We start from the raw sequence: 21,911 nt of genomic DNA, 5'->3' as shown, positions 1-21,911 counted from the left end.
AAATCCATTTTCAGATTTACGTGTTAATTACTGTTATTTACTTTTGACAGACTGTCGATGTTCAATACGATGAGGTAAAATAACCGCTTCGTCCTCAACAGGCTCTTTGTTCATCAATTTAGTCAGCAAACGCATTGCAACAGCTCCGATATCGTACAGTGGTAATGCGACACTTGTTAGCTGTGGGCGAACCATGCGTGCTAATTTTGAATTTTCAAAGCTGATCACTTCGATATCCTCAGGTACATCTTTGCCTACATCCTGTGCACCATGAATTAATCCAATTGCTAATTCATCACTACCTGCAAAATAAGCAGTTGGAGGATTTTCAAGTGAGGATAATGCTTCCCAAGCCTCTAAGCCCATATCATAGCTCGATTCTTCAGCAGCGATTAGTGATTCATCTATAGGTAAACCTGCGTCTTGTAAGGCTTTTTTATAAGCTTCAAGTTTGAATTTTCCATTAATAGTATACGTAAGCGGACCTGTTACGAAAGCGATTCGCTTATGGCCATTTTGAATGAGTAATGTAATCGCCTCATAAGCTGCTTGGAAATAATCAATGTTAACAGTCGCAATTGTTTGCGATTCATCTACTGAACCTGCAAGCACAATTGGTACAGGTGAATGATCCATAGTTTGTTGCATTTTTTCAGTTACTTCATCACTCATCATAACAATACCGTCAACCTGTTTTCCTAGCATTGTATCCAGTAACTGAAGCTCTTTATCTTCATGTTGGTCTGAGTTGGCTAAAATAATATTGTAACGATACATTGTTGCAATATCCTCTACACCACGTGCCAGCTCCGCATAAACATTGTTTGCAATATCCGGGATAATCACGCCAACTGTTGTTGTTTTCTTACTTGCTAATCCACGCGCTACTGCGTTTGGACGGTACTCTAATCGTTCAATTACTTCTAATACTTTTTTCCGTGTTGCCGGTTTTACGTTTTGATTACCATTGACTACACGAGAGACCGTTGCCATAGAAACATTTGCTTCTCTTGCAACATCATAAATTGTAACAGTCATCGCACGTGCCTCCCTTTTTTCCTTTTATAGCCTTATCATACGATAATTTTGATATTCTTTTCAAGAAGCAGTATGTACATGAAAAGAAAAACCAAGTACAAATAGTACTTTTCTAGTCATTATTTTGTCATTATATAGTAAACACCGCCTGCCGATTAAAGCAAGCGGTGTTTATCAACACATCAATTATGCCCCGGCATAATTGCGTCTGGCATCGGCTTTGTGCTTAAGCAAAGCGAAGCGGCAGCGACAACAGCACCGATGTTGGTCACTCAGTCGTTGCCACAGGACATGGCGTTCTTAGACTGAGTTCCTCTATTTCAGCGAGTGTTTGGACATCCGCTGAAAGAAGTTAAGCATTGATTTCATGGCTCTTCATGAATTTTTGTAGTGTTTCGTAGAAAGCATCAAATGTTGGGATATCCATTTGTTGTTGTGAATCAGAAAGTGCTACAGATGGATCTGGATGCACCTCTGCCATAACGCCATCAGCTCCAATAGCAATTGCTGCCTTAGCACATGGTAATAGTAAATCACGACGACCTGTTGAATGCGTTACGTCTACAAATACTGGTAAATGCGTTTCTTGTTTTAAAATTGGTACAGCAGAAATATCTAATGTGTTACGAGTTGCTTTTTCGTAAGTACGAATACCACGCTCACATAGAATGATGTTCTCATTTCCTTTAGACATAATGTATTCTGCTGCGTGAATGAATTCATCAATTGTCGCCGCTAAGCCTCTTTTTAAAAGTACAGGTTTATTTGTTGCACCCGCTGCTTTTAATAATTCGAAGTTTTGCATATTACGTGCACCAATTTGGATAACATCAATGTAATCTAAAGCTTCCTCTAAATGACCTGGTGTAACGATTTCCGTAATAACGCCTAAACCGTATTCCTCTGACACTCGTTTCAAAATTTTAAGTCCTTCTAATCCAAGACCTTGGAAGTCATATGGGGAAGTACGTGGTTTATAAGCGCCGCCACGAATTAACTTTTCACCTTTTGCTTTAATAGATGCTGCTACTGCTGCTACTTGCTCGTATGATTCTACAGCACAAGGTCCAAATACGAAAGATGGTTTTCCTTGGCCAATTAGCTCACCATTCACATTAATGACAGTATCTTCTGATTTTTTCTTACGAGAAACAAGTAATTCTTTTTTCTTATCCGCTTCAAGTTGTTTTAAAGCTGTTTTAAAGATTTGCTTAAATATATAATCAACCGTCATTTGGTTTAACGGACCTTGATTGTGCTCTTTAATAAGATCAAGCATATGGCGTTCACGTAATGGATCATAGCGATTCACACCTTGTTTTTCTTTAATCTTACCGATTTCATCAACTACTGCTGCACGTTCGTTAATTAGACGAAGAATTTCTAAGTTTAAACCGTCTATTTGACTACGTAAGCTTTCTAAATCTTTTTGGCTCATGTTTCTTGCTCCTCTCCTCACGACAGACACTTTCAGAACTCTGAAATGTATGTTACATTTTTAGATATTAGCAACATTATAATCAATGTTGCACAGAATGTCACGCATTTTTAATTTAGCGCTTCAACTCGCTAAATTATATTAACATATTTTGAGAAAGGAAGCGAGTACAAAGACTCCTTTCCGATTCGTGACATCCGCCAGAGGCTTTATGCCAACACGATATTGGTCACTCAGGCGTTTTCACAGTTTGTGAAGTTTTTAGCCTGAGTTCCTCTATGCCAGCCGAATTTTGCTGAAAGAAGTTAACATATTACGAGAAAGGAAGCGAGTACATTGAGTTCAAAATTATTTGCACTTGATATCGGTACACGTTCTGTAGTAGGCATTATTTTAGCTGAAGATAATGACTGCTTTCACGTGGAAGACATCTTGATAAAAGAACATAAAGAACGCGCCATGGTTGATGGTCAAATACATAATGTCATGTATGTGGCAGATTTAATCAATGAAATTAAACATGAACTTGAAGAGAAGCATGGTCCTTTAAAAAAAGTGAGCGTCGCTGCGGCTGGTCGCTCATTAAAAACAGAACAAGCAAGCGTGACGATCAATATACGTAATCGACCAATTTTTACGGAGGAAGATATAAGTCGTTTAGAACTGCAAGCTGTTCAACAGGCACAGCAACAGCTTCTTCAACATAAAGAAGACGCTAAAATAAGCCACTATTATTGCGTTGGTTATTCAGTTTTATACTACCGTTTAGATGGCGAAGAAATTGGTAGCCTACTCGATCAGCAAGGGGATGAAGCACAAATTGAAGTTATTGCTACGTTCTTGCCACGAGTTGTCGTAGAATCACTTATCGCGGCTCTTAAACGCGCGGATTTAGAGATGGATGCACTAACTTTAGAACCTATTGCAGCTATTAATGTACTTATCCCCCCAACAATGCGTCGTTTAAATGTGGCACTTGTTGATATTGGTGCTGGTACATCTGATATTGCCATTACTGATAAAAGCACTGTTGTCGCATATGGCATGGTACCAACAGCTGGTGACGAAATAACAGAGGCTTTAAGTGACCATTACTTACTCGACTTCCCTGTTGCTGAAGAAGCGAAGCGTCAACTGCAAACAGAAGAAGACATTTTAATTCAGGATATTTTAGGCTTTGATCAATATTATCCGAAACAAGAGGTTCTTCAAGCAATCGAACCTGCTGTTAAGCAACTCGCAAAAGCTATTGGAGAAGAAATTTTACGCCTTAATAATCAGACTGCTCCTAAGGCGGTAATGCTTGTCGGTGGAGGTAGCTTAACGCCAAATCTTACAACTGAACTTGGACTAGTACTAGATTTACCTGCCAATCGCATTGCCGTTCGAGGGATTGACGCCATTCAAAACTTAACGAGGGAAAATCATATTAAAGCATCTCCTGAATTGGTGACCCCAATCGGTATCGCCATTGCAGCAAAAAAAATGCCTATTCAATATATGAGTCTCACTGTCAATGAACAAGTAGTTCGCCTTTTTGAATTAAAAGAAATGACCGTTGCAGATGCATTTTTAGCAGCCAATATTCGAGCAAAGCAATTATATGGAAAACCGGGTCATGGATTATCAGTGAATGTTAATGGACAAGATATTTTCATCCCTGGGGGTCACGGTCAACCGGCAGAAATTTTAGTGAATAGTCATCCGGCATCCACAAAAACGATGATTAAAACAGGCGATGCTATCCAGCTAATTGAAGGCCAAGACGGTCAGCCAGCTAATGCTACGGTAAGAGATATTGTAGATGATGCTGCCATTAAAACAATTACAATTCAACATACAAAATATGTCATCGAACCACAAATAACTGTTAATGGTTCTCCGACATCACTCGATAGCACATTAAATGATCGTGATGTTGTAATGTTTGAAATAGCTGAAACAGTCGAGGATGTATTTAAGCTCACAAATAATTGGGAGTTAGTAAAACAATTTGAGTCATTTTATATTCAAGTGGACGGAAAACTACTGTATTTACCAGAGTTTTCAGCTCATTTAATGATTAATGGTAAACCAGCTAAAATGTCATATGCTGTCCAAGATGGTGATGTACTTACATTTCAGCAACCAACATTCCCTACTGTTCAACGGATTGCTGACCAAATGAATGTTTTACTTGAAGATAAAATGATCATCCATTTTCAAAACGAGGTGTTAGAGCTGAAAAAGATGGCCAACGAAGTTCTCGTTAATCATGTAGTGGTATCACCTCTTTCAACTGTTCCAAATGGAGCAATAATTTCATTTAAAGAAAAAGATCGAAGTCGTTGGATATACCAGGATGTGTTCCGTTTTTCTAATTGGCAACTACCTACTACTTTTAAAGGTAATTTTACAATTTTACGAAATGGCCAACCGGCAAGCTTTGATATGGAGATTTTCGGCGGGGATAAATTGGAGATTTTACTAGAAAAAGCGCCCATATCTTAAAAAAGGGATACGTTACATCGTTGATAAGATGTAACGTATCCCTTTTATCTATTAAGCGCGAACTTCTTCACTTTTTTCTTCAGCTTGTTCCTTTTTTTCACTAGCATCCTCTGCTTTAGGTTCTTCACTAGGAATGAAATCTTCCAGTGGTTCTTCACCCTCAAAAGAAACAGTACCATCGTCAAAAACAGTTGGTGCTTTTGCTGATTTTAATGTTTTTACTTTCTCTACTAATTGTGTAGATTGTTCTTGAATTTGTTTAGATAATTGAACCGTTTTATCTTTAGCAGTTGTCGAGAAATCTGCACTCTTATCTTTTAAGTTAACAGCTTGTACTGCTACATCGCTACGTAAATCTTTTCCTGATTTTGGAGCTAGCAATAAGCCTGCAGCTGCCCCTACTATACCCCCAACTAATGCCCCAATAACAAAATCCTTCATGTTCACTCGCTCCTCTTCATAGATCGACTCTTGCGGTTGATAAAGCTGTGGCAATGAACTTTCAAGTTGTTGTTCCTTCACTTCATTATAATTTGGCTTTTGTGTTGTCATGCAACAATTCCTCCCCATCTCATTATCTAATTTGCTTAGACTGGTTGTCCATCTGCTTTCGCGGATGCATTCTACAACATATGCCTAAAATTTTATTTTTATTCCGTTGACATTTAATGCCTACCGAATAATTATTATTTTTTACGGCCCCATTTTCTTTTCGATTTTTCCAACTGCTCTGATTCAGAAGAATAAACATCTTCTTGAATCACCTCATTGGCCTGATCAATAATTTTGCGTTTCTTCCACTTATCTGCAATGCCCATTGCAACATTACTCCATTGAACAACTTGTGCAATTTTTTCTTCATTTTGTTCCACAGTTTTAGAAATTGAAGAAGTAATTTGCTGTACAGATGTATTTAAACCATTCACAGAGTCTCCAATTCCTTTGACTGCATGAACAACGGAATTTAACTGTTCAGATTTTTCTTGAATATCCTCTGCCAAGCTATTTGTTTTGGATAGTAAGGAAGTCGTTTCACGTGTAATACCTTCCATTTGTCCTTCAATACCTGATAATGTTCCAGCTAAACTGTTAAGAATTGGTTTGAGCGAAAATAATGTCATCCCAACGCTCACACAAAAAATTAAAAAACCAATTGCTGCAATGATTGCTGCAATATACAAAATAACTTCCATAACTAGACCTCCCGCAAGTAAAAATTCTCTTTACTATTACTTTCCTTATCTTCGACAAAAAAAACTGAATTCCTTCTCATTTTGAGAAAAACAGCTTATTCCTTGCGGACTAAGCTGTTTCGTTGTTCTTAAGCACGTCTTCAAAAGCATCTTGGAATTTGTGAACATCGCCAGCGCCCATAAATAAAAATACTGCGTCCTTATGCTTTATTAACACTTTAATTCCTTCAGTGGTAATCACTGCACTGCCTTCAATTAATGACGCTAAATCTTGGATTGAAAGTGCGCCTTGTGTTTCCCTTGCAGAGCCAAAAATATCACATAAATATGCTGTATCCGCAAGACTTAGACTATCTGCAAAATCTTGTAAAAAAGCTTGTGTACGTGTAAATGTATGTGGTTGGAAAATAGCTACTAGCTCACGATTCGGAAACTTTTGTCGTGCTGATTGAATCGTTGCACGGATTTCAGTTGGATGATGCGCATAGTCATCTATTAAAACATTATTCCCAATATTCGTTTCTGTAAAACGTCTTTTTACACCTTTGTATGTGTTTAAACGTTCTTGAACGATGTCTGGTGAAATACCTTCATATTGGCAAAGTGTAATAACAGATAAAGTATTTAATACCGCATGATCCCCAAATAATGGGATAAAGAATGTGCTATAAAATTCATTGCGGACAAATACATCAAATTTTGTACCCTTAGTTGTTTTTTCAACATTACGAGCCTCAAAATCATTTTCAGCCCCAAAACCGTAATAAACAACAGGCACCTTTGCTTGAATACGTTGTAGATGTTCATCATCACCGCAAGCAATAATTGCTTTTTTAACCTGTAGTGCTAATGATTGAAATGCTGAATAAACATCCTCTATGTTTGCAAAGTAGTCTGGATGGTCAAAATCAATATTAGTCATTACAGCGTAATCGGGATTATACGCTAAAAAGTGTCGACGGTATTCACATGCTTCCATCACAAAGAAGTCAGCATTTTCATGTCCAGCTCCAGTTCCATCACCGATTAAATAAGAAGTTGGTTTATACCCACCTACAACATGAGCCATCAAGCCTGTTGTAGATGTTTTACCATGTGCACCAGTAATAGCAATCGACGTATAATTACCGATATATTCACCTAAAAATTTATGGTAGCGAATAACTTCTACTCCGATTTCACGAGCACGCTCTAATTCAGGATGGTCATCAGGAAATGCGTTCCCTGCAATAACTGTCATACCTTCTTTAATATTATCTGCATTAAATGTAAAAATTGGAATATTACGATCACGTAACGGCTGTTCCGTGAAGAAATATTTATCAACATCTGAGCCCTGTACTTGTTCACCAGCATCAAATAAGATTTGTGCAAGTGAACTCATGCCAGAACCTTTAATGCCTGTGAAATGAAAAACTGTCATTAATTAAACCCCCCGGGAATTCAATATCCCTTCTATCATCTATTAGGTGTATCGTATTTTCCACCCATTATTAGGTATTAATACCTTTGTAAGTACTAAAAAATACGTACTAATCATCATATCTCGTCTATTATAGCACTATTTATGCATTAGGATAAATGTGTAACTTTTCTAAAAATACTAATTTCGACGTGAATAAGATAATCTATACGAAAACAATGTAATTCTTATTCAAACATAGCAATTAAATCTTCTTCTGTAATATAACTTTCTCGTGGTTTACTGCCACGTGCCTCAGACACAAAGCCATGTGATTCCAACATATCGATTAAACGAGCAGCACGATTATAGCCAATATGGTATTTGCGCTGAATTAAGGAAGTAGAGGCTCCTCCTTGCTCATAGACAAATCTACACACATCCTCGAACAGTTCATCTTGCTCAGCGGAAACCTCCGTCTTCTTTAAAAGTTCCTCTTGATCGAATATATAATCAGGCTCTCCTTGCTCACGAACATGCTCAATAATTGCTTCAATTTCATCATCTGTCACAAATGTCCCCTGCAAACGAACAGGAGCAGACATACCATTACCTAAATATAACATATCGCCTCGTCCAAGCAATCTTTCTGCACCTTGTGCATCTAAAATTGTACGTGAATCGATTTGTGAAGATACCGCAAAAGCAATACGTGTAGGAATATTTGATTTAATAAGCCCTGTAATAACGTCAACAGACGGTCTTTGAGTTGCAACAATTAAATGGATACCACAAGCACGTGCCTTTTGGGCAATACGACAAATCGCCTCCTCTACATCTGCAGGAGACATCATCATTAAATCTGCCAATTCATCAATGACAATTAGAATATACGGTAATTTTAAGCTATGTTCATTATTTTTATCCGCAATTGCATTATAACGTGTAATATCACGTGCGCCCGCATGCGCAAATAACTGATAACGACGTTCCATTTCTTCCACTGCCCATTTCAGTGCAGCTGTAGCAGCCTTTACATCGGTGATGACCGGGCTAACTAAATGCGGAATATGATTAAACGGTGCTAATTCTACCATTTTAGGATCGATAAGCATCAGCTTTAATTCATGTGGTGCAGCTTTATATAATAAACTAACCAAAATTGAATTGATACAAACCGATTTACCAGAACCTGTGGCTCCGGCAATTAATCCATGTGGCATTTTTCGTAAATCAATGGTTACAGGCTTCCCTGTTAAATCCAGACCCAATGCTGCTTCTAACGGTGAATCTGACTCGAGGAAAGAAGCACTATTTGTCACTTCCGATAATCGCACAGCGCGAGATACACGGTTCGGTATCTCAATGCCAATTGAGCTCTTCCCAGGAATCGGTGCTTGGATGCGGATGTCTTTCGCTGCCAATGCAAGCTTCAAATCATCTGAAAGATTGCGGATTTTGCTAACCTTTGTACCATGACTCACAGTTATTTCAAATTGTGTCACGGCAGGTCCTTGCATAATAGATTCTATTTGAGCTGAGACTTGGAAATAAGACAAAGCTTCGACCAATGTATCTCCCTGTTGCTCCATCCACTCAGTATCTTGTGTTTTTTCCTCAGGTGGCTCTAAAAACTCATCATCTGGCTTTTGATACACATGAACAGGCTTCCGAGGCGTTTCCTGTACTTGAACCTCCACAAATGTTTCATCTAATATGGCAGGTTGTTCTGGAAACTTCTCAGTATCAATAGAATTTTCCTCGGGAATATCTATATTCTCGGTAGTAAGCTTCTGTTCAGTAGCCGTTTCTACTTCCATTTCGGTAGTCGCTGAAATTTCGTCGAAGCTTTCTACATCAATCACTGTTTTTTCTAATGTCGAAACGTTAGACATTGATCTGACTGGTGCCATTGTAATGACTGATACACTTTCTGTTGCAGCATTTAATGGGACAGTATTTTCAATAGAAACCTCATTTTCTTCCGTCGACTGTGTAGCTGTTTTATTGTCCATCTCTAACTCGCTAATTTCTAAACCTATAGATTGTGGAATTTGGTCTTTTTCGGATGGAATAGTATTTTCAATAGAAACCTCGTTTTCCTTCGTCAACTGTAGAGCTGTTTTATTGTCCATCTCTAACTCGCTAATCCCTAAATCTATAGATTGTGGAATTTGGTCTTTTTCGGATGGAATAGTATTTTCAATAGAAACCTCGTTTTCCTTCGTCAACTGTAGAGCTGTTTTATTGTCCATCTCTAACTCGCTAATCCCTAAATCTATAGATTGTGGAATTTGGTCTTTTTCGGATGGAATAGTATTTTCAATAGAAACCTCGTTTTCCTTCGTCAACTGTAGAGCTGTTTTATTGTCCATCTCTAACTCGCTAATCCCTAAATCTATAGATTGTGGAATTTGGTCTTTTTCGGATGGAATAGTATTTTCAATAGAAACCTCGTTTTCCTTCGTCAACTGTAGAGCTGTTTTATTGTCCATCTCTAACTCGCTAACCCCTAAATCTATAGATTGTGGAATTTGGTCTTTTTCAGATGTCACTATGTGCTGTTCTACTTCCGAATGAATAAGCTCAGATGAAGGTTCCTGTTTTTCTTGATTTATGTCAACAATTGTTGATGTCGACTTCATATTTTTAAATTGCTGTTGGATTCTCCATTTCTCTTTATCAGTTTTTAGCATTAAAACATTAAATGGAATGCCACTTTTTTCTTTCTTTTCTACAGATTGCTCTTCTAAAGGTAGTTCTTCTAAAGACTGTTCTTGCAACACATCTTGCTTATCATCTTCCTTTATTGGTGGCTGGACTACTGTAACTTCACCAATGTGGATGGTCGAATTTTCGATTTGTACTTGTTCTACGACTACTTCTTTTACATGGATTTCTGATTGGTCAGATGAAAGTTGTTCAATATTCAGCTCATGTTGAACGACTTCTTTCATTTGATTTTCAAATTCTACGGCAAAAGAAGTTGTTTGCGGTACAGGTAATTCCGTCGTCGTTTTATCACTATGATGATTTGTTTCGCCTGTTAATTTATCTTCAAAAGTAATCCGTTGCTTAGCAGGTACTTCGATTTTTCCAGTGATTTCAAGCTGTTCAGATTCATCTTTCCGAACTGCGCTAGGCTCTTTTTCTTCTAGTATATTTTCAATAGCCTCATTTGTTGTCGCTTCTTTTAAAGACTCAGAGGCTGTAGGTATTGCTAACTCTTTCTTGTCGTGCTCTTCCTTCCGTTTCTCTAATAATTGCTCAATTGGACTTGGCCTAGAAAAACCATAGACTGGTGACGGAACATCACTTGGTACAAAACGCTTGCGATTTTCGATTAAAACACTTTCATCTGCTTTTTCTAATTGATAATTCGTAACTTTAGGTGACGTCGGTAATTCATTTTGCGCATCTCGAAAAACAAGACTTGCTTTTGAACGATTCTCCTGTTCAGGCTGACTTCGTGTAATCGTCGTTCTACCAGTTCTCTTCGTCCGATTTGCTAATAGATCTCGAATACCTGAAACCTCAATATCGTAAAGACTCGAATCTACAATATGATTATTTAAATGCTTCGGTAGCGATAAATCTTCAATTTGTCCGGAGTAAGCATCATCCATTTGATTGAATGCTGCCTTTGATGATGGTGATGGTGAAGCTGAAAATTCCTCATCCTCAATTAACGGAAAACGAAAAGTTTTTTGTTTTGCTATGGTCGTTTCTTTATATGAATGCAACTGCTGTGATTGTTCTTCTTCATAGTCTTCATAAAACTCTTCATATTCGTAATCATTATCATCTTTATTTAAAAATTTATTCATTTGTTTTTTTAACCAATTCACATTGTTCACTCATTTCTCTTACACTTCATTTATAGCATTAACTAAATCAATTATGCCTCGGCATGATGTCAGTCACTCAGTCGTTGCCACAGGACGTGGCGTTCTTAGACTGAGGCCCTCTATTTCAGCGGGTATTTGGACACCCGCTGAAAAGTAGCCTAAATCTGCATTCATCTCACTACCTATAGAGGTAGGAGACTTCTGTAGCTGACGCTTTGCTTTCGGTACAAAAAAACAATTGTTGCTGTCGCTACAGAAAATACTTGCTGAAAGAAGTTAAATGTCTATAACAAAAAGCATACCATAAAAATGTAATAGAAACTTGCATTAAGAGGCTCATTCTAGATAAAAAAATCGTTATGTTACTAGCATAATAGTAGCATAACGATTTTAAGTACATATAATCAATTTTCACTTAGCAAATTGTTGCTGTCGCTGCGCTTTCGCACAGAAAACATTTGTTGCTGTCGCTGCGCTTTCGCACAGAAAACATTTGTTGCTGTCGCTGCGCTTTCGCACAGCTAAACAGTGCTTCCGAAGGCTTTATCTTGTTGGTGCCTCAAACGCACTACCAGTTATCGCATCTTCCGGTAATACTAAAATCCCTTTTTCAGAAGGTGCATTTGGTATTGCTAATTCGCGTGCTGAACATAACATACCGTATGATTCAACACCACGTAAATTACCTTCTTTAATTAGCATTCCAGAAGGCATCACTGCACCAATTTTTGCAACAACAACCTTTTGACCTGCTTCCACATTTGGCGCGCCACATACAATTTGTAATGTTTCTTCACCTACGTTTACAGAACAAATGTTTAATTTATCAGCATTTGGATGCTTGTCCTTCGTTTCTACATAACCTACAACAAATTTTGGAGAAAAATCTACATCAAGGCTGATTACAGCTCCATTTTTTGATATAGCTGCCTCAAGTTGTTCTACTAATTCTGGAGTAACTTCAACTAGACCTTTTGCATCAGTTTGAATATAGTTGCTAGCATTAAATAAATTAAATGCTTTAATTTCTCCCGTTTGTGCTTCCTTTAATATAGCGATATCACCCGCACGTTCTAACTCTGTCTTCACGATTGATTCTGTTGCTAATTGTACTAGCAATACATCTCCTACATGCTCTTTGTTGTAAAATACATTCATTGTTTCTCTTGCTCCTTTTTAACTCGGTTTTTTGCTAATATAAAGATCGGTTCTAGCTCCTCGTCTTCATAAATAAAAGATAATGACGTAATCGGTACAGTACCGACAGCGAAGAAATGCATCGTCATCTGCGCTAATACATCATACCCTGTTTCATTACGAATATCACCTACTATTAATACATCTTGATGTGGTACAGATAACGTCATGTCACCTTCAATGTTAGTCTGCATCTCTTTCAAAAAGCTTTCATTTAAAATACGACTTGCATCGTAGCCATCATTAGCATTAACAAAATAAAAAATATTCCCTGCAACTTCATCTTTTTTATAAACTGTTGGCAGTTGCTTTACAGAAAATCGTGCCATTTCACGAATTTGCTCTACTGTTAATTGTAGTACCTCTAACATGGATTCATCAATAAAACGATAGGTTTTTCCTAAATCAAGCGCATAAAAAATACGTGTTTCAGCTGTATGTTCAGTAGTAATGAATGCATGCCCCTCATTCGAGGCTTTAGGGTAGGATGTTGCGCGAATAACTGGATAAATTTTTGTAATAGCTTGGAATCCTTGTTCCATTTCTTGTTCCATAGCATTAAAGGTTTGCTCGATTGTATAAACAACTTCATCGATTGCAGCCCCTTGCTTGTCATTATATTTTGCTAAAATGCCTGGTAGAGATAGCTCCATCCCTTTACCAATTTTTTTATGGTTAAGGCGTAATTTATCGTGCTTTTTATCAAATTCAAAATCAAACTTTTCCTCATTCAAATGTTGTTTTAATAGGGTCACAAGTTGTTCTGATTTAATTTGTTTCACCTAGCTCACATCCTTTCTTCTAAATTAATTTATTTTTGCGTAATGACCGCTTTCGGTACAGAAAATAATTGCTGAAAGAAGTTTAGTGAAGAGAAAACGGCTCACACGTTCGTGAACCGTTCTGTTCAAAACTATCCAATTATTTAATCTTAACCGAATGAACGATTTTCGTCATCTCATGTAAATTATCTTATATTTTCCTATTTTAAAAAAATTATTTTAAAGTTGCAACTTCACCATTCCATTATCACTAATCAACAGAAACTAGTCATGTGCTAATGTGAATAAATATTGGCCAATAAGAAGCGAAACTATATGCTCGAACATCATCTGACGACTTACTAATCCTTGTGTGAAAACTCCTACAGCTCCCGCTCCTTGTCGGATATCTCGGCGTTGTGTATAGTGCTCCATTACAGGCCCAAGTTCCTTCCCAGCTCTTATTTCCTGGGCAATTTCTTCTGGTAATATAATTTGTGCGCCAGCAGCTGTATAAGTTGTGCCATTTGATACTGTAAGTGCTCCCCAGTTACAAACGTACATAACACCATCAATTTCAGTCACTCCACCTTCTAATCCAAACGATAATTGGGCACCCGTCTCTTTGATTGCGTTTTTCGAACGGTTTATTGCTCCCAATCGTGTTTCTTCATGAGTCATCGGTTGATCGGATACTTGTGAAGCAGCCTTAACGCAAGTAAAATTTGGTTTATCAAAATATTTTCCAGCAATAACTTCAACTGCCTCTGTTTTTGCTTTGTTTGTTGTTCCAATAGTTATGTTCATTTTCTAATCCCTCTTTCCTCACATAGAAAAAGATGCCCCTAAAGGCATCTTTTAACTTCTTTCAGCGGAATCACTTTACACATTAGCGCGAATCGTTGCTAATGTCGAACGATCAGCTTTTTTCACTAGTTCCACAATTAAAGCTTTTGCAGCTGCATAGTCATCAATATGAATAATTGAAGCAGATGTATGAATATAGCGTGAGCAAACACCAATTACTGCACTAGGAATGCCGTCATTTGCCGTGTGTACACGTCCTGCATCTGTACCACCTTGTGATACAAAATACTGATAAGGAATATTATTCGTTTCCGCAGTATCTAAGATGAATTCACGCATGCCTCTATGTGTAACCATCGTACGGTCAAGAATACGTAATAATGTCCCTTTTCCAAGCTGACCAAATTGATTTTTTTCTCCTGACATATCATTTGCAGGTGAAGCATCTAGAGCAAAGAATAGATCCGGTTTAATCATATTTGCGGACACTTGAGCACCTCGTAGACCAACTTCTTCCATTACATTGGCACCTGAATATAAATGCGAGGCTAACTTTTCACCTTTCACTTCTTTCATCAATTCAATTGCCAATCCACAGCCATAGCGGTTATCCCAAGCTTTGGCCATAATTTTTTTCGGATTTGCCATTGGTGTAAATGGGCAGACAGGGATAATTGATTGACCTGGACGAACGCCAAGTGCAATAGCATCTTCTTTATTGTCTGCGCCAACATCTATTAGCATATTTTTAATATCCATCGGTTTAGAACGTTCAGCATCTGTTAATAAGTGTGGTGGTATTGATGAAATTACGCCAGGAATCGCACCGTTTTTAGTAAATACTTCAACTCGTTGTGCTAGCATTACCTGATTCCACCAGCCACCTAATGTTTGAAAGCGGATCATCCCGTTATCAGTAATAGAAGTAACCATGAATGCCACCTCATCCATATGACCAGCAACTAACACTTTTGGTGCATCAGCAACTTCACTATGCTTCACACCGAAAATACCCCCTAAATTATCCTGAACAATCTCATCCGAGTACTTTTCTAACTCAGAACGCATGAACGCTCGTACCGCATGTTCATTACCCGGTGCGCCTGGTAATTCTGTTAGTGTTTTAAATAATTGTAATGTTTCCTCATTCATGATGACTCTCTCTCCCCACGAAGTAGAATATTCTTCCCTGCCATTGTAACATATTTATCTATATTCTTCAGAAAACTTCCATTTTTCAATGAGTAGCAAAATAAATGAGAGTTGTCGTTCATCTTCAAAGTTTACCCAAAACTTGCTCTGTGCAATAGCAAAGCACTAGCGCAATTTCCAAATTCGTAATATTGATACATTTCCTAAAAAGTGCTAAAGTGTGAACGTGCATTCACTCTGTATGCTATGTTAAAATGGAGCTATAGAAAAAGGAGGAAAGAAGCATGAAATTACGTGATTTTTTAATTGGTGTTGCTACTGGCCTAGCTGCCGCAGTCATTGTTAAAGAAGCAAGCGAAAAGGTTTCTCCGTATGTACCTGCAGGACAAGTACTCGAAAACATAAAAAAGGAATTTAAAAAGGATTCACCGATTGACGGTTCTTGGATTTTTATGAAAACAGACAATTTCTCTAACGGCATTATGACTATTCCAGTATACCGTGGAGGTATCTCTCGTATGAATGAGGGCGAAATGCAAACATTTGAATTTGCTGCTGACGCTCGCTCTGGTGTAGTAGTAGAGCTACAAGAAGTATAACCTTATACAGTAATACGCGAACAAATATTATAAAACCCTACAAAAAAGAAGCCATCTTAGTTATTTGAGATGGCCTCTTTTTATAGAGTTAAAAACAAAATGATCAAGTAAATATTTAAGAATATTGAGAGAGATTTCAGTTCCTAGCCACTCGCTATTCTGTGAGCAATCTTCAAGTTGCTTACGCTGTTGCAGCCATTACGCTAAACTACGCTTTCACACAAAAAACAATTTTTAAAAATTTCTTTTTATCACTATAAATTAGAGTGGCATATACGCTATGTGAATAAGTTGATTGGAGTGGAGACTGGGCGACTCCTCGGGGATCAGCGTCACAGATGAGACCCTGCAGCGCAGCGAAGCGGCTCATCGGACGCCCCCAGGAAGCTCTGCTCTGTGCGAAAGCGAAGCGTCAGCGACAAATGTTTTAACTGTGCGAAAGCGAAGCGTCAGCGACAAATGTTTTAACTGTGCGAAAGCGAAGCGTCAGCGACAAAGCGCCCAGTCGGAACGGAAATCAACCACTCTTTTTGCTGAAGAGCTATTTTTATTTAATAATACATCTTTATTTCATCGATATAATAGTTTTTCAATAACTTGAAAAAGCCATCTCGTCATTGGAGATGGCTTCTTCGTTTTACTCAGACAATCCTTTATTGTTGAAGTATTTTTTATATTTACGATAATAATTCAAATTATTTAACGTTAGCTTCACCCAACGTTTCGCATTCATATCTTGATTAAAGTAAAGAGAGTTTGTATATTTCCCTTCACGAATTAATTTTTTAGCTTCTAACTTAAGCTTTTCATTTGATGCATATTTGAATAGCACGCCTTTAGGAATGATCATCCATAAATGCTGGTCCTGAACATAAGTTACTTCCTGTTCAATATTTAACATATGGTCATCCGCTACATATTTCATTAAATTATGACCACTTGCTGTTACATAATAACTAGAGCGACCATTACGTAAGTTAATTTCAAACAACTTATACTGTTTGTCACGCATATCATATTTCATATCGAAGTTAGCAAAGCCTGTATAACCGATATCCTCTAAGAAGAAACGTACTTGATCCATTAATTCTTTATCGTATGTTGTAACAATAGCTGCATAACTACCGATTCCTTCAGGTGAATGCTCTTCTAAGATTGGGTTTCCTAGACACATTAGCTTCACTTTGCCATCCTTCCCTACATACGCATTTAATACACGCATATACGAATCATCACCTGGAATGAATTCTTGAATAATCATTGTATCCTGATAAGTTGAGCTATAAATTGCTTTTAAAATAGCTGTTTTTTCCGCTTCATCATTCGCAACGAAAACTTTTTTCTTACCTGGGAATTTACATGCCCAATATTCCACCGAGTTCGATGCCTTTAAAATAATTGGGTAATCAAATGGTGGTGTAAAGTTTTCGTAATTGTCTGCTGTTACAGTCGTCGTACCAGGATATTTAAAATCGTACTTATCACACATCTTATAGAAATTTTCTTTTAATAAAATTTCATCCATAAGTGATTCATCAATATATGGTACTGTAAAATGCTCCTGCAATGCTGGCTTATTTTTGATAATAAGCTTTGCATAATCATCTCCACAAGCTAACAACAGTAGTTTTTTATCTGAATATTTTTTTGCGACCTTTGCAAGTGCAGGTGCAAATACATCCTGTTCATTTAAGCGATCAATCTCTTCGAAATTTATGATATGACTATCTTGCGTTGCCGTTAAATGTGAACGCCCTAATACAAGTGGTTTAATACCATATGCCTCATAAAATGCACGTGCCATACCATATGCATTCATATCTGATCCTAGTAATACTGGTAAAAATGGTTGCTCAGTTGCCATGTATATTTCAACTCTCTTTTGTGTTTTAGTATAGCTTTTAGTGTATCATATTTTCCAAGATGTTCACGAAAAAAGTGTCAAAAAAATGGGGTATAGACAATTAGGCTCATCACCATAACGTGAAGTTGATTTCCGATCCGTCCGGGCGCGCTTTCCTGGTGGCGTCCAGCCTCCACTCCAATCAACTTATATACATCGCATACGTTAAAAATAAATTAAACCTCCATTTTTGTAAAACCTAAAAATACCCACCCGTAATACAGGAAGTTCCCTTTAAATGTACCATTTCAGAGGTGAAAGTCTTCTGTAATCACGGTTGCACTTTCGTTTCAAAGAACATTTGCTGAATAAAGATAAAAAAACGTGCGAACACAAAAGGTTCACACGTTTTTTATTTAAAATGTAATAACAGCTTGTCTGCTGCGTTCTAATTTATCTACAATTTCTTTACCTGTTTCATCCCATTTAATCATGCGGTAATACGCATCATGGTAGAAGATAAAGCCGTAGGCATTTGCAAGTGCTTCTTTCATTATACGTTCCTTGGCAAAGACACTCGTCATTGGATAATCGTCATACGCTAAAACCCATAATGGATTTTGGTGTGCATGTGTTGGCATAATATCTGCCATATGCAATAATACCTCGCCATTTTGAGTTAATTTTATAATGGCATGGCCATCACTATGACCACCCGTATGAATCATTTCAATACCCGGAGCTACTTCTAACGTACCTTCATACGTTTCTATTAAGTGCTGAACTGGCTCCCAGTTTTCTTTCCAATACGTATTTTTCGAGCGAACATTTGGCTTACGCATTTCGTCCCACTCGATTTTCGTTACGAAGATTTTGGCATTCGGGAATGTTGGTACAAGGATATCATCTTCCCATTGCGTTAAACCCCCAGCGTGGTCAAAATGTAGATGCGTCATTAATACTGCATCAATATCAGCTGGTGTTAGTCCTAGCTCCTGTAAGCTAGCCGCTAATGTTGATTCCTCAGTTACCCCAAAGTTTCGTAGTTGTTTTTCATTTAATTTGTTAAAGCCAACACCAGTATCAACAAGATAGTTTTTGCCATCATATTGAATTAAAATCGGCTCAGTTGGTAGCTCGATTTGATTTTTTTCGTTGACTGGATATTTGCGTGACCAAAGTGGTTTTGGTACAACGCCAAACATAGCACCGCCATCAAGGCAAGTGACACCCCCGTTTAGCCATGATAATGACATACTGTGAAACGTTAACTGATCCATCCATACTCCCCCTATTTAGTAAAGAATTGCGATTCTAGACGATAAATAGGCTGTCCTTTAGCAGAAAATTTCTGCTCATATTCAGTCATAACGTTATCCTCAGGCATATTCGCATGTAGGTCGAGTGATACATACTTAAGTAACATACCATATTCAGACATACTAATTAATGAATACTCAAACAAACCACGGTTATCCGTTTTAAAATGGATTTCCCCCTCATCCACTAAAATCGACTCATATAATTTCAAAAAATCCCCGTGCGTTAAACGTCGCTTAGCATGGCGCGTTTTTGGCCAGGGATCTGAGAAATTCAGATACACACGGTCTACATCATTTTTTGCAAAAAATTTATTTAAATCTGCGCCATTTACTTTTAATAGTCGTAAATTCGCTGGAGATTTAGCCTCTATAATTTTTTCCAATGCACAAACAATGACACTGTCATAAAGCTCAATGCCAATATAATTTATATCTGGATTTTGTAAGGCCATACCTATGACAAATTGTCCTTTCCCAGTACCTACTTCAATATGTAGTGGGTTGTCATTTCCGAAAACAGCCTGCCAATTCCCTTTAAAGTCTTCAGGATTTGGAACAATCACCTCTGGATGACCCGTAATCATTTCCTCCGCCCAAGGCTTATTTCTTAATCTCAATTTTTTTCCTCATTTCTTTCTCATGAAATTATTGATTTTTTATAGTATAACGTATAACCATAAAATTCGCATGAAATTATTGCGAAATGATATTTTAGTGATGGACCATTTTTCAATGTTTCTTTGCTATAACCTGCCAAGCATTACGTTGCACTGTACAAGGAATATTCGTTCCCTCTCTAATTTCTCCAATATAGTTACCATCCGTATGACAATCAACGTTATTTGCTTGCACGAAAATGTTAAATTGATTGCCTTGCAAAAAAGTAATCTCTTTAAATTTTGTATGCTTTTCAAAAAACACAGTAACAAATACTAGTAGCAATTTAAGTCGCGAAATACCGTGAACGATTGTTAGTTCGATTAGTCCATCATTAGGTTTAGAAGATGGGGAAATTCTCATCCCCCCTCCAAAATAAGGTTGATTGCTCGTCGCTACAAACCACGCCTGCTTAAATTGCCATTCTTGATCGTTTGTCCGAATAGTTACATCAAAGGATTTAAAGCTAAATAGCCCTCTTACAACAGCCGCAGCATAGGATAGCTTGCCGAGCCCGATTTTATTGAGATAAAGCTTCAAACGGGATTTATTAATACGTTTTGTGACAAATGCATCGAAGCCCACACCAGCATTATTGACGAATATTTCCTGCTGTTGATCTCCAAATTGAACGACACCAACATCCATTGGGAGATTAGCCATTTCATTATTTTGTATATAGCTTTCAATTTGAAAAGCATTTTGAAATGTAGTAAAGTATCGTGCGAAATCATTTCCGGAACCAGCACGGACTACACCAATTACGATAAATTTATTATGTACAACGCCACTAACAATCTCATGTATTGTGCCGTCACCGCCAACAATAACAATTAATTGTTTGGTTTGAGCATCTTGCGCCCAATTTTTTGCAAGTTCCTTTCCATGCCCCTCATATTCTGTAAAAGCAACTTCATAATTCATTGATAATTGTTGTTGAAGGTGATGCCAAACTTTCTTACCTTTGCCGTGCCCTGCTGCTTCATTCACAATAAATAATACTCGCATTCACTAATCCCCGGCTGGTTGAGAAGATTGCTTCCAAATATCTCGATTAAAAGATGTTGTTTGTACGTTGTTTAAAATCGTTTGAGAAGCACGAATTTGCATATGTTTCATAGGAGAGGATACTTTCTTTAAATGCTCCATCCACTCTCCATAATTTCGACGATCTACAAATTGAATTCCGTAAGGTGATCCTGGATAATCGAAATAGCCATTTTGTGTTAATATGACCTTACGAATTGGCATATTTATATCGTCCTGCGTAAATAATTGCGTTAATACAGACTCCATACGATTTAAACTTATCATTGGATTAAGGACTTTCGAATCCTTCGTTCCTACTTTTTTTATCCAGAATCGCTCACTGCCTCCCACATAAACTGCTTGATTTTCTGCTTCCAGCACTGTTATACAAATACATTCTGTCGGTGACATTAGTACGACATCAAGCTCTATGGGTGCTTTTCTAATTTGTAAAATAGGATAATAAAAAAGTAAATAATTGTCTGGTAATTTTTGCAATAAATTTCGTAATAATGGATCACGCATAAAACGAGGATCTACATACGACTTTTCACGTAATGTTGAACTTGCCCATTTCATTTGAAAATGGAAAAATTGATCGATAAACATTCGTTTTAATTCATGAATTGATTGTGGTGCGTAGACAATTTTCGGTTCAAATGTTAAAGTCGTTTCTTCTTCAGGTATGATATCTTCATCACTTATTAGTTCATTCGATATTTCTATCTGTTCAACGTCCACATTTTCTTCCTTCTGACGACCTGCAAATATCTTTTTGAATAAAGAGAATTTCTCTTTTTCTGTGAAAGAATCATTTTCTGAGTCGTCGTCGGTATGTTGCCACTCACTAATTTCTTCTCCTAATTCCCACTGTCGCTTAACACGCTCCCATTGACTTTTCTTTAAGCGTACAAATTGAGTTGGATATCTTGCTAAATCAATTTGATAGCGTGAAATATAATCTTGTATTTTCACCAATTGTGCCATGTGTTTTGGTCACTCCAATCTTACTCGCCCTATATCTAATTTGCTAATTTCCCTACTACTGCTTGGAAGGCAAATCGAAGTATCATTTTTTTCCTTGGCATAATGTAGTTGTAGCGGTCGCTACATAAAAAATTACTAAATAAAGTGA

At 37.4% G+C, this 21,911-nt stretch carries 17 protein-coding genes; 2 read left to right on the top strand and 15 right to left on the bottom strand.

What is annotated here, in order from left to right; translation table 11 throughout:
- Positions 1 to 33: 33 nt before the first annotated feature.
- Both ccpA and C7Y47_RS10540 read right to left on the bottom strand, forming a co-directional pair.
- Positions 34 to 1,038, bottom strand: coding sequence for a catabolite control protein A (gene ccpA, locus C7Y47_RS10545; RefSeq protein WP_142508754.1), 1,005 nt, complete (start codon positions 1,036 to 1,038; stop codon positions 34 to 36).
- 352 nt (positions 1,039 to 1,390) lie between these two features.
- Entirely contained in the window at positions 1,391 to 2,476 is a 1,086-nt protein-coding gene (locus tag C7Y47_RS10540) for a bifunctional 3-deoxy-7-phosphoheptulonate synthase/chorismate mutase (protein WP_132357238.1), read from the bottom strand.
- A gap of 336 nt (positions 2,477 to 2,812) precedes the next feature.
- Between C7Y47_RS10540 and C7Y47_RS10535 the strand changes: the two genes are divergently transcribed.
- Positions 2,813 to 4,966, top strand: a complete 2,154-nt coding sequence (locus C7Y47_RS10535) for a cell division FtsA domain-containing protein (protein WP_142508753.1) — start codon at positions 2,813 to 2,815, stop codon at positions 4,964 to 4,966.
- Between the two features lie 51 nt (positions 4,967 to 5,017).
- Here the strand turns inward: C7Y47_RS10535 and C7Y47_RS10530 are convergent, their stop codons facing one another.
- The 8 genes from C7Y47_RS10530 to C7Y47_RS10495 form a co-directional block, all read right to left on the bottom strand.
- Entirely contained in the window at positions 5,018 to 5,518 is a 501-nt protein-coding gene (locus C7Y47_RS10530; protein ID WP_053485032.1) for a YtxH domain-containing protein, read from the bottom strand.
- A 134-nt stretch (positions 5,519 to 5,652) separates the two neighbouring features.
- Positions 5,653 to 6,159 carry a DUF948 domain-containing protein gene (locus C7Y47_RS10525; protein ID WP_142508752.1) on the bottom strand — a complete coding sequence of 169 codons (507 nt, stop codon included), beginning with the start codon at positions 6,157 to 6,159 and terminating at the stop codon, positions 5,653 to 5,655.
- A gap of 109 nt (positions 6,160 to 6,268) precedes the next feature.
- Entirely contained in the window at positions 6,269 to 7,582 is a 1,314-nt protein-coding gene (gene murC, locus C7Y47_RS10520; protein ID WP_142508751.1) for a UDP-N-acetylmuramate--L-alanine ligase, read from the bottom strand.
- A gap of 227 nt (positions 7,583 to 7,809) precedes the next feature.
- On the bottom strand, positions 7,810 to 11,409 hold the full coding sequence (locus C7Y47_RS10515) for a DNA translocase FtsK (protein WP_255505124.1): 3,600 nt from the start codon (positions 11,407 to 11,409) through the stop codon (positions 7,810 to 7,812).
- A gap of 543 nt (positions 11,410 to 11,952) precedes the next feature.
- Positions 11,953 to 12,567 (bottom strand): YtpR family tRNA-binding protein, encoded by a 615-nt coding sequence (gene ytpR / locus C7Y47_RS10510; protein WP_142508750.1) that lies wholly within the window; start codon positions 12,565 to 12,567, stop codon positions 11,953 to 11,955.
- On the bottom strand, positions 12,564 to 13,388 hold the full coding sequence (locus tag C7Y47_RS10505; RefSeq protein ID WP_142508749.1) for a DUF1444 domain-containing protein: 825 nt from the start codon (positions 13,386 to 13,388) through the stop codon (positions 12,564 to 12,566). The genes ytpR and C7Y47_RS10505 overlap by 4 nt, the downstream gene beginning before the upstream one ends.
- A gap of 264 nt (positions 13,389 to 13,652) precedes the next feature.
- Positions 13,653 to 14,174, bottom strand: coding sequence for a DUF84 family protein (locus C7Y47_RS10500; RefSeq protein ID WP_142508748.1), 522 nt, complete (start codon positions 14,172 to 14,174; stop codon positions 13,653 to 13,655).
- A gap of 75 nt (positions 14,175 to 14,249) precedes the next feature.
- Entirely contained in the window at positions 14,250 to 15,326 is a 1,077-nt protein-coding gene (locus C7Y47_RS10495) for a M42 family metallopeptidase (RefSeq protein WP_132357246.1), read from the bottom strand.
- A 284-nt stretch (positions 15,327 to 15,610) separates the two neighbouring features.
- Here C7Y47_RS10495 and C7Y47_RS10490 point away from each other — a divergent pair, with 284 nt between their 5' ends.
- Positions 15,611 to 15,925 (top strand): hypothetical protein, encoded by a 315-nt coding sequence (locus tag C7Y47_RS10490; protein WP_142508747.1) that lies wholly within the window; start codon positions 15,611 to 15,613, stop codon positions 15,923 to 15,925.
- Positions 15,926 to 16,562: 637 nt separating this feature from the next.
- On the opposite strand, the gene C7Y47_RS10485 is transcribed toward C7Y47_RS10490, so the two are convergent.
- From C7Y47_RS10485 to C7Y47_RS10465, 5 genes are all read right to left on the bottom strand, one after another.
- Positions 16,563 to 17,789 carry a carboxylate--amine ligase gene (locus tag C7Y47_RS10485; protein WP_142508746.1) on the bottom strand — a complete coding sequence of 409 codons (1,227 nt, stop codon included), beginning with the start codon at positions 17,787 to 17,789 and terminating at the stop codon, positions 16,563 to 16,565.
- A gap of 395 nt (positions 17,790 to 18,184) precedes the next feature.
- The gene (locus C7Y47_RS10480; RefSeq protein WP_142508745.1) at positions 18,185 to 19,048 is read right to left on the bottom strand and encodes a YtnP family quorum-quenching lactonase; all 864 of its coding nucleotides are present in this window, start codon (positions 19,046 to 19,048) and stop codon (positions 18,185 to 18,187) included.
- A gap of 11 nt (positions 19,049 to 19,059) precedes the next feature.
- Positions 19,060 to 19,707: a tRNA (guanosine(46)-N7)-methyltransferase TrmB gene (trmB, locus tag C7Y47_RS10475; RefSeq protein WP_142508744.1), complete on the bottom strand. Its 648-nt coding sequence runs from the start codon at positions 19,705 to 19,707 to the stop codon at positions 19,060 to 19,062.
- Between the two features lie 112 nt (positions 19,708 to 19,819).
- Positions 19,820 to 20,755 carry a diacylglycerol/lipid kinase family protein gene (locus C7Y47_RS10470; RefSeq protein ID WP_142508743.1) on the bottom strand — a complete coding sequence of 312 codons (936 nt, stop codon included), beginning with the start codon at positions 20,753 to 20,755 and terminating at the stop codon, positions 19,820 to 19,822.
- Positions 20,756 to 20,758: 3 nt separating this feature from the next.
- Positions 20,759 to 21,763, bottom strand: coding sequence for a nuclease-related domain-containing protein (locus C7Y47_RS10465; RefSeq protein WP_142508742.1), 1,005 nt, complete (start codon positions 21,761 to 21,763; stop codon positions 20,759 to 20,761).
- Positions 21,764 to 21,911 lie beyond the last annotated feature (148 nt).

This window comes from Lysinibacillus sphaericus (genome assembly GCF_006864135.1).
Taxonomy (GTDB): Bacteria; Bacillota; Bacilli; order Bacillales_A; family Planococcaceae; genus Lysinibacillus.
The sequence above is the reverse complement of the archived record's forward strand: the minus strand, read 5'-3'. Positions and strand labels throughout refer to the sequence as shown.

Excerpts from the sequence above, each read along its gene's own strand:
- ccpA (WP_142508754.1), bottom strand. The coding sequence starts at position 1,038 with ATGACTGTTACAATTTATGATGTTGCAAGAGAAGCAAATGTTTCTATG.
- C7Y47_RS10465 (WP_142508742.1), bottom strand. The coding sequence starts at position 21,763 with ATGGCACAATTGGTGAAAATACAAGATTATATTTCACGCTATCAAATT.
- C7Y47_RS10525 (WP_142508752.1), bottom strand. The coding sequence starts at position 6,159 with ATGGAAGTTATTTTGTATATTGCAGCAATCATTGCAGCAATTGGTTTT.
- C7Y47_RS10495 (WP_132357246.1), bottom strand. The coding sequence starts at position 15,326 with ATGAATGAGGAAACATTACAATTATTTAAAACACTAACAGAATTACCA.
- ytpR (WP_142508750.1), bottom strand. The coding sequence starts at position 12,567 with ATGAATGTATTTTACAACAAAGAGCATGTAGGAGATGTATTGCTAGTA.
- C7Y47_RS10500 (WP_142508748.1), bottom strand. The coding sequence starts at position 14,174 with ATGAACATAACTATTGGAACAACAAACAAAGCAAAAACAGAGGCAGTT.
- C7Y47_RS10530 (WP_053485032.1), bottom strand. The coding sequence starts at position 5,518 with ATGACAACACAAAAGCCAAATTATAATGAAGTGAAGGAACAACAACTT.
- murC (WP_142508751.1), bottom strand. The coding sequence starts at position 7,582 with ATGACAGTTTTTCATTTCACAGGCATTAAAGGTTCTGGCATGAGTTCA.
- C7Y47_RS10480 (WP_142508745.1), bottom strand. The coding sequence starts at position 19,048 with ATGGATCAGTTAACGTTTCACAGTATGTCATTATCATGGCTAAACGGG.
- C7Y47_RS10540 (WP_132357238.1), bottom strand. The coding sequence starts at position 2,476 with ATGAGCCAAAAAGATTTAGAAAGCTTACGTAGTCAAATAGACGGTTTA.
- C7Y47_RS10485 (WP_142508746.1), bottom strand. The coding sequence starts at position 17,789 with ATGGCAACTGAGCAACCATTTTTACCAGTATTACTAGGATCAGATATG.
- C7Y47_RS10470 (WP_142508743.1), bottom strand. The coding sequence starts at position 20,755 with ATGCGAGTATTATTTATTGTGAATGAAGCAGCAGGGCACGGCAAAGGT.
- C7Y47_RS10490 (WP_142508747.1), top strand. The coding sequence starts at position 15,611 with ATGAAATTACGTGATTTTTTAATTGGTGTTGCTACTGGCCTAGCTGCC.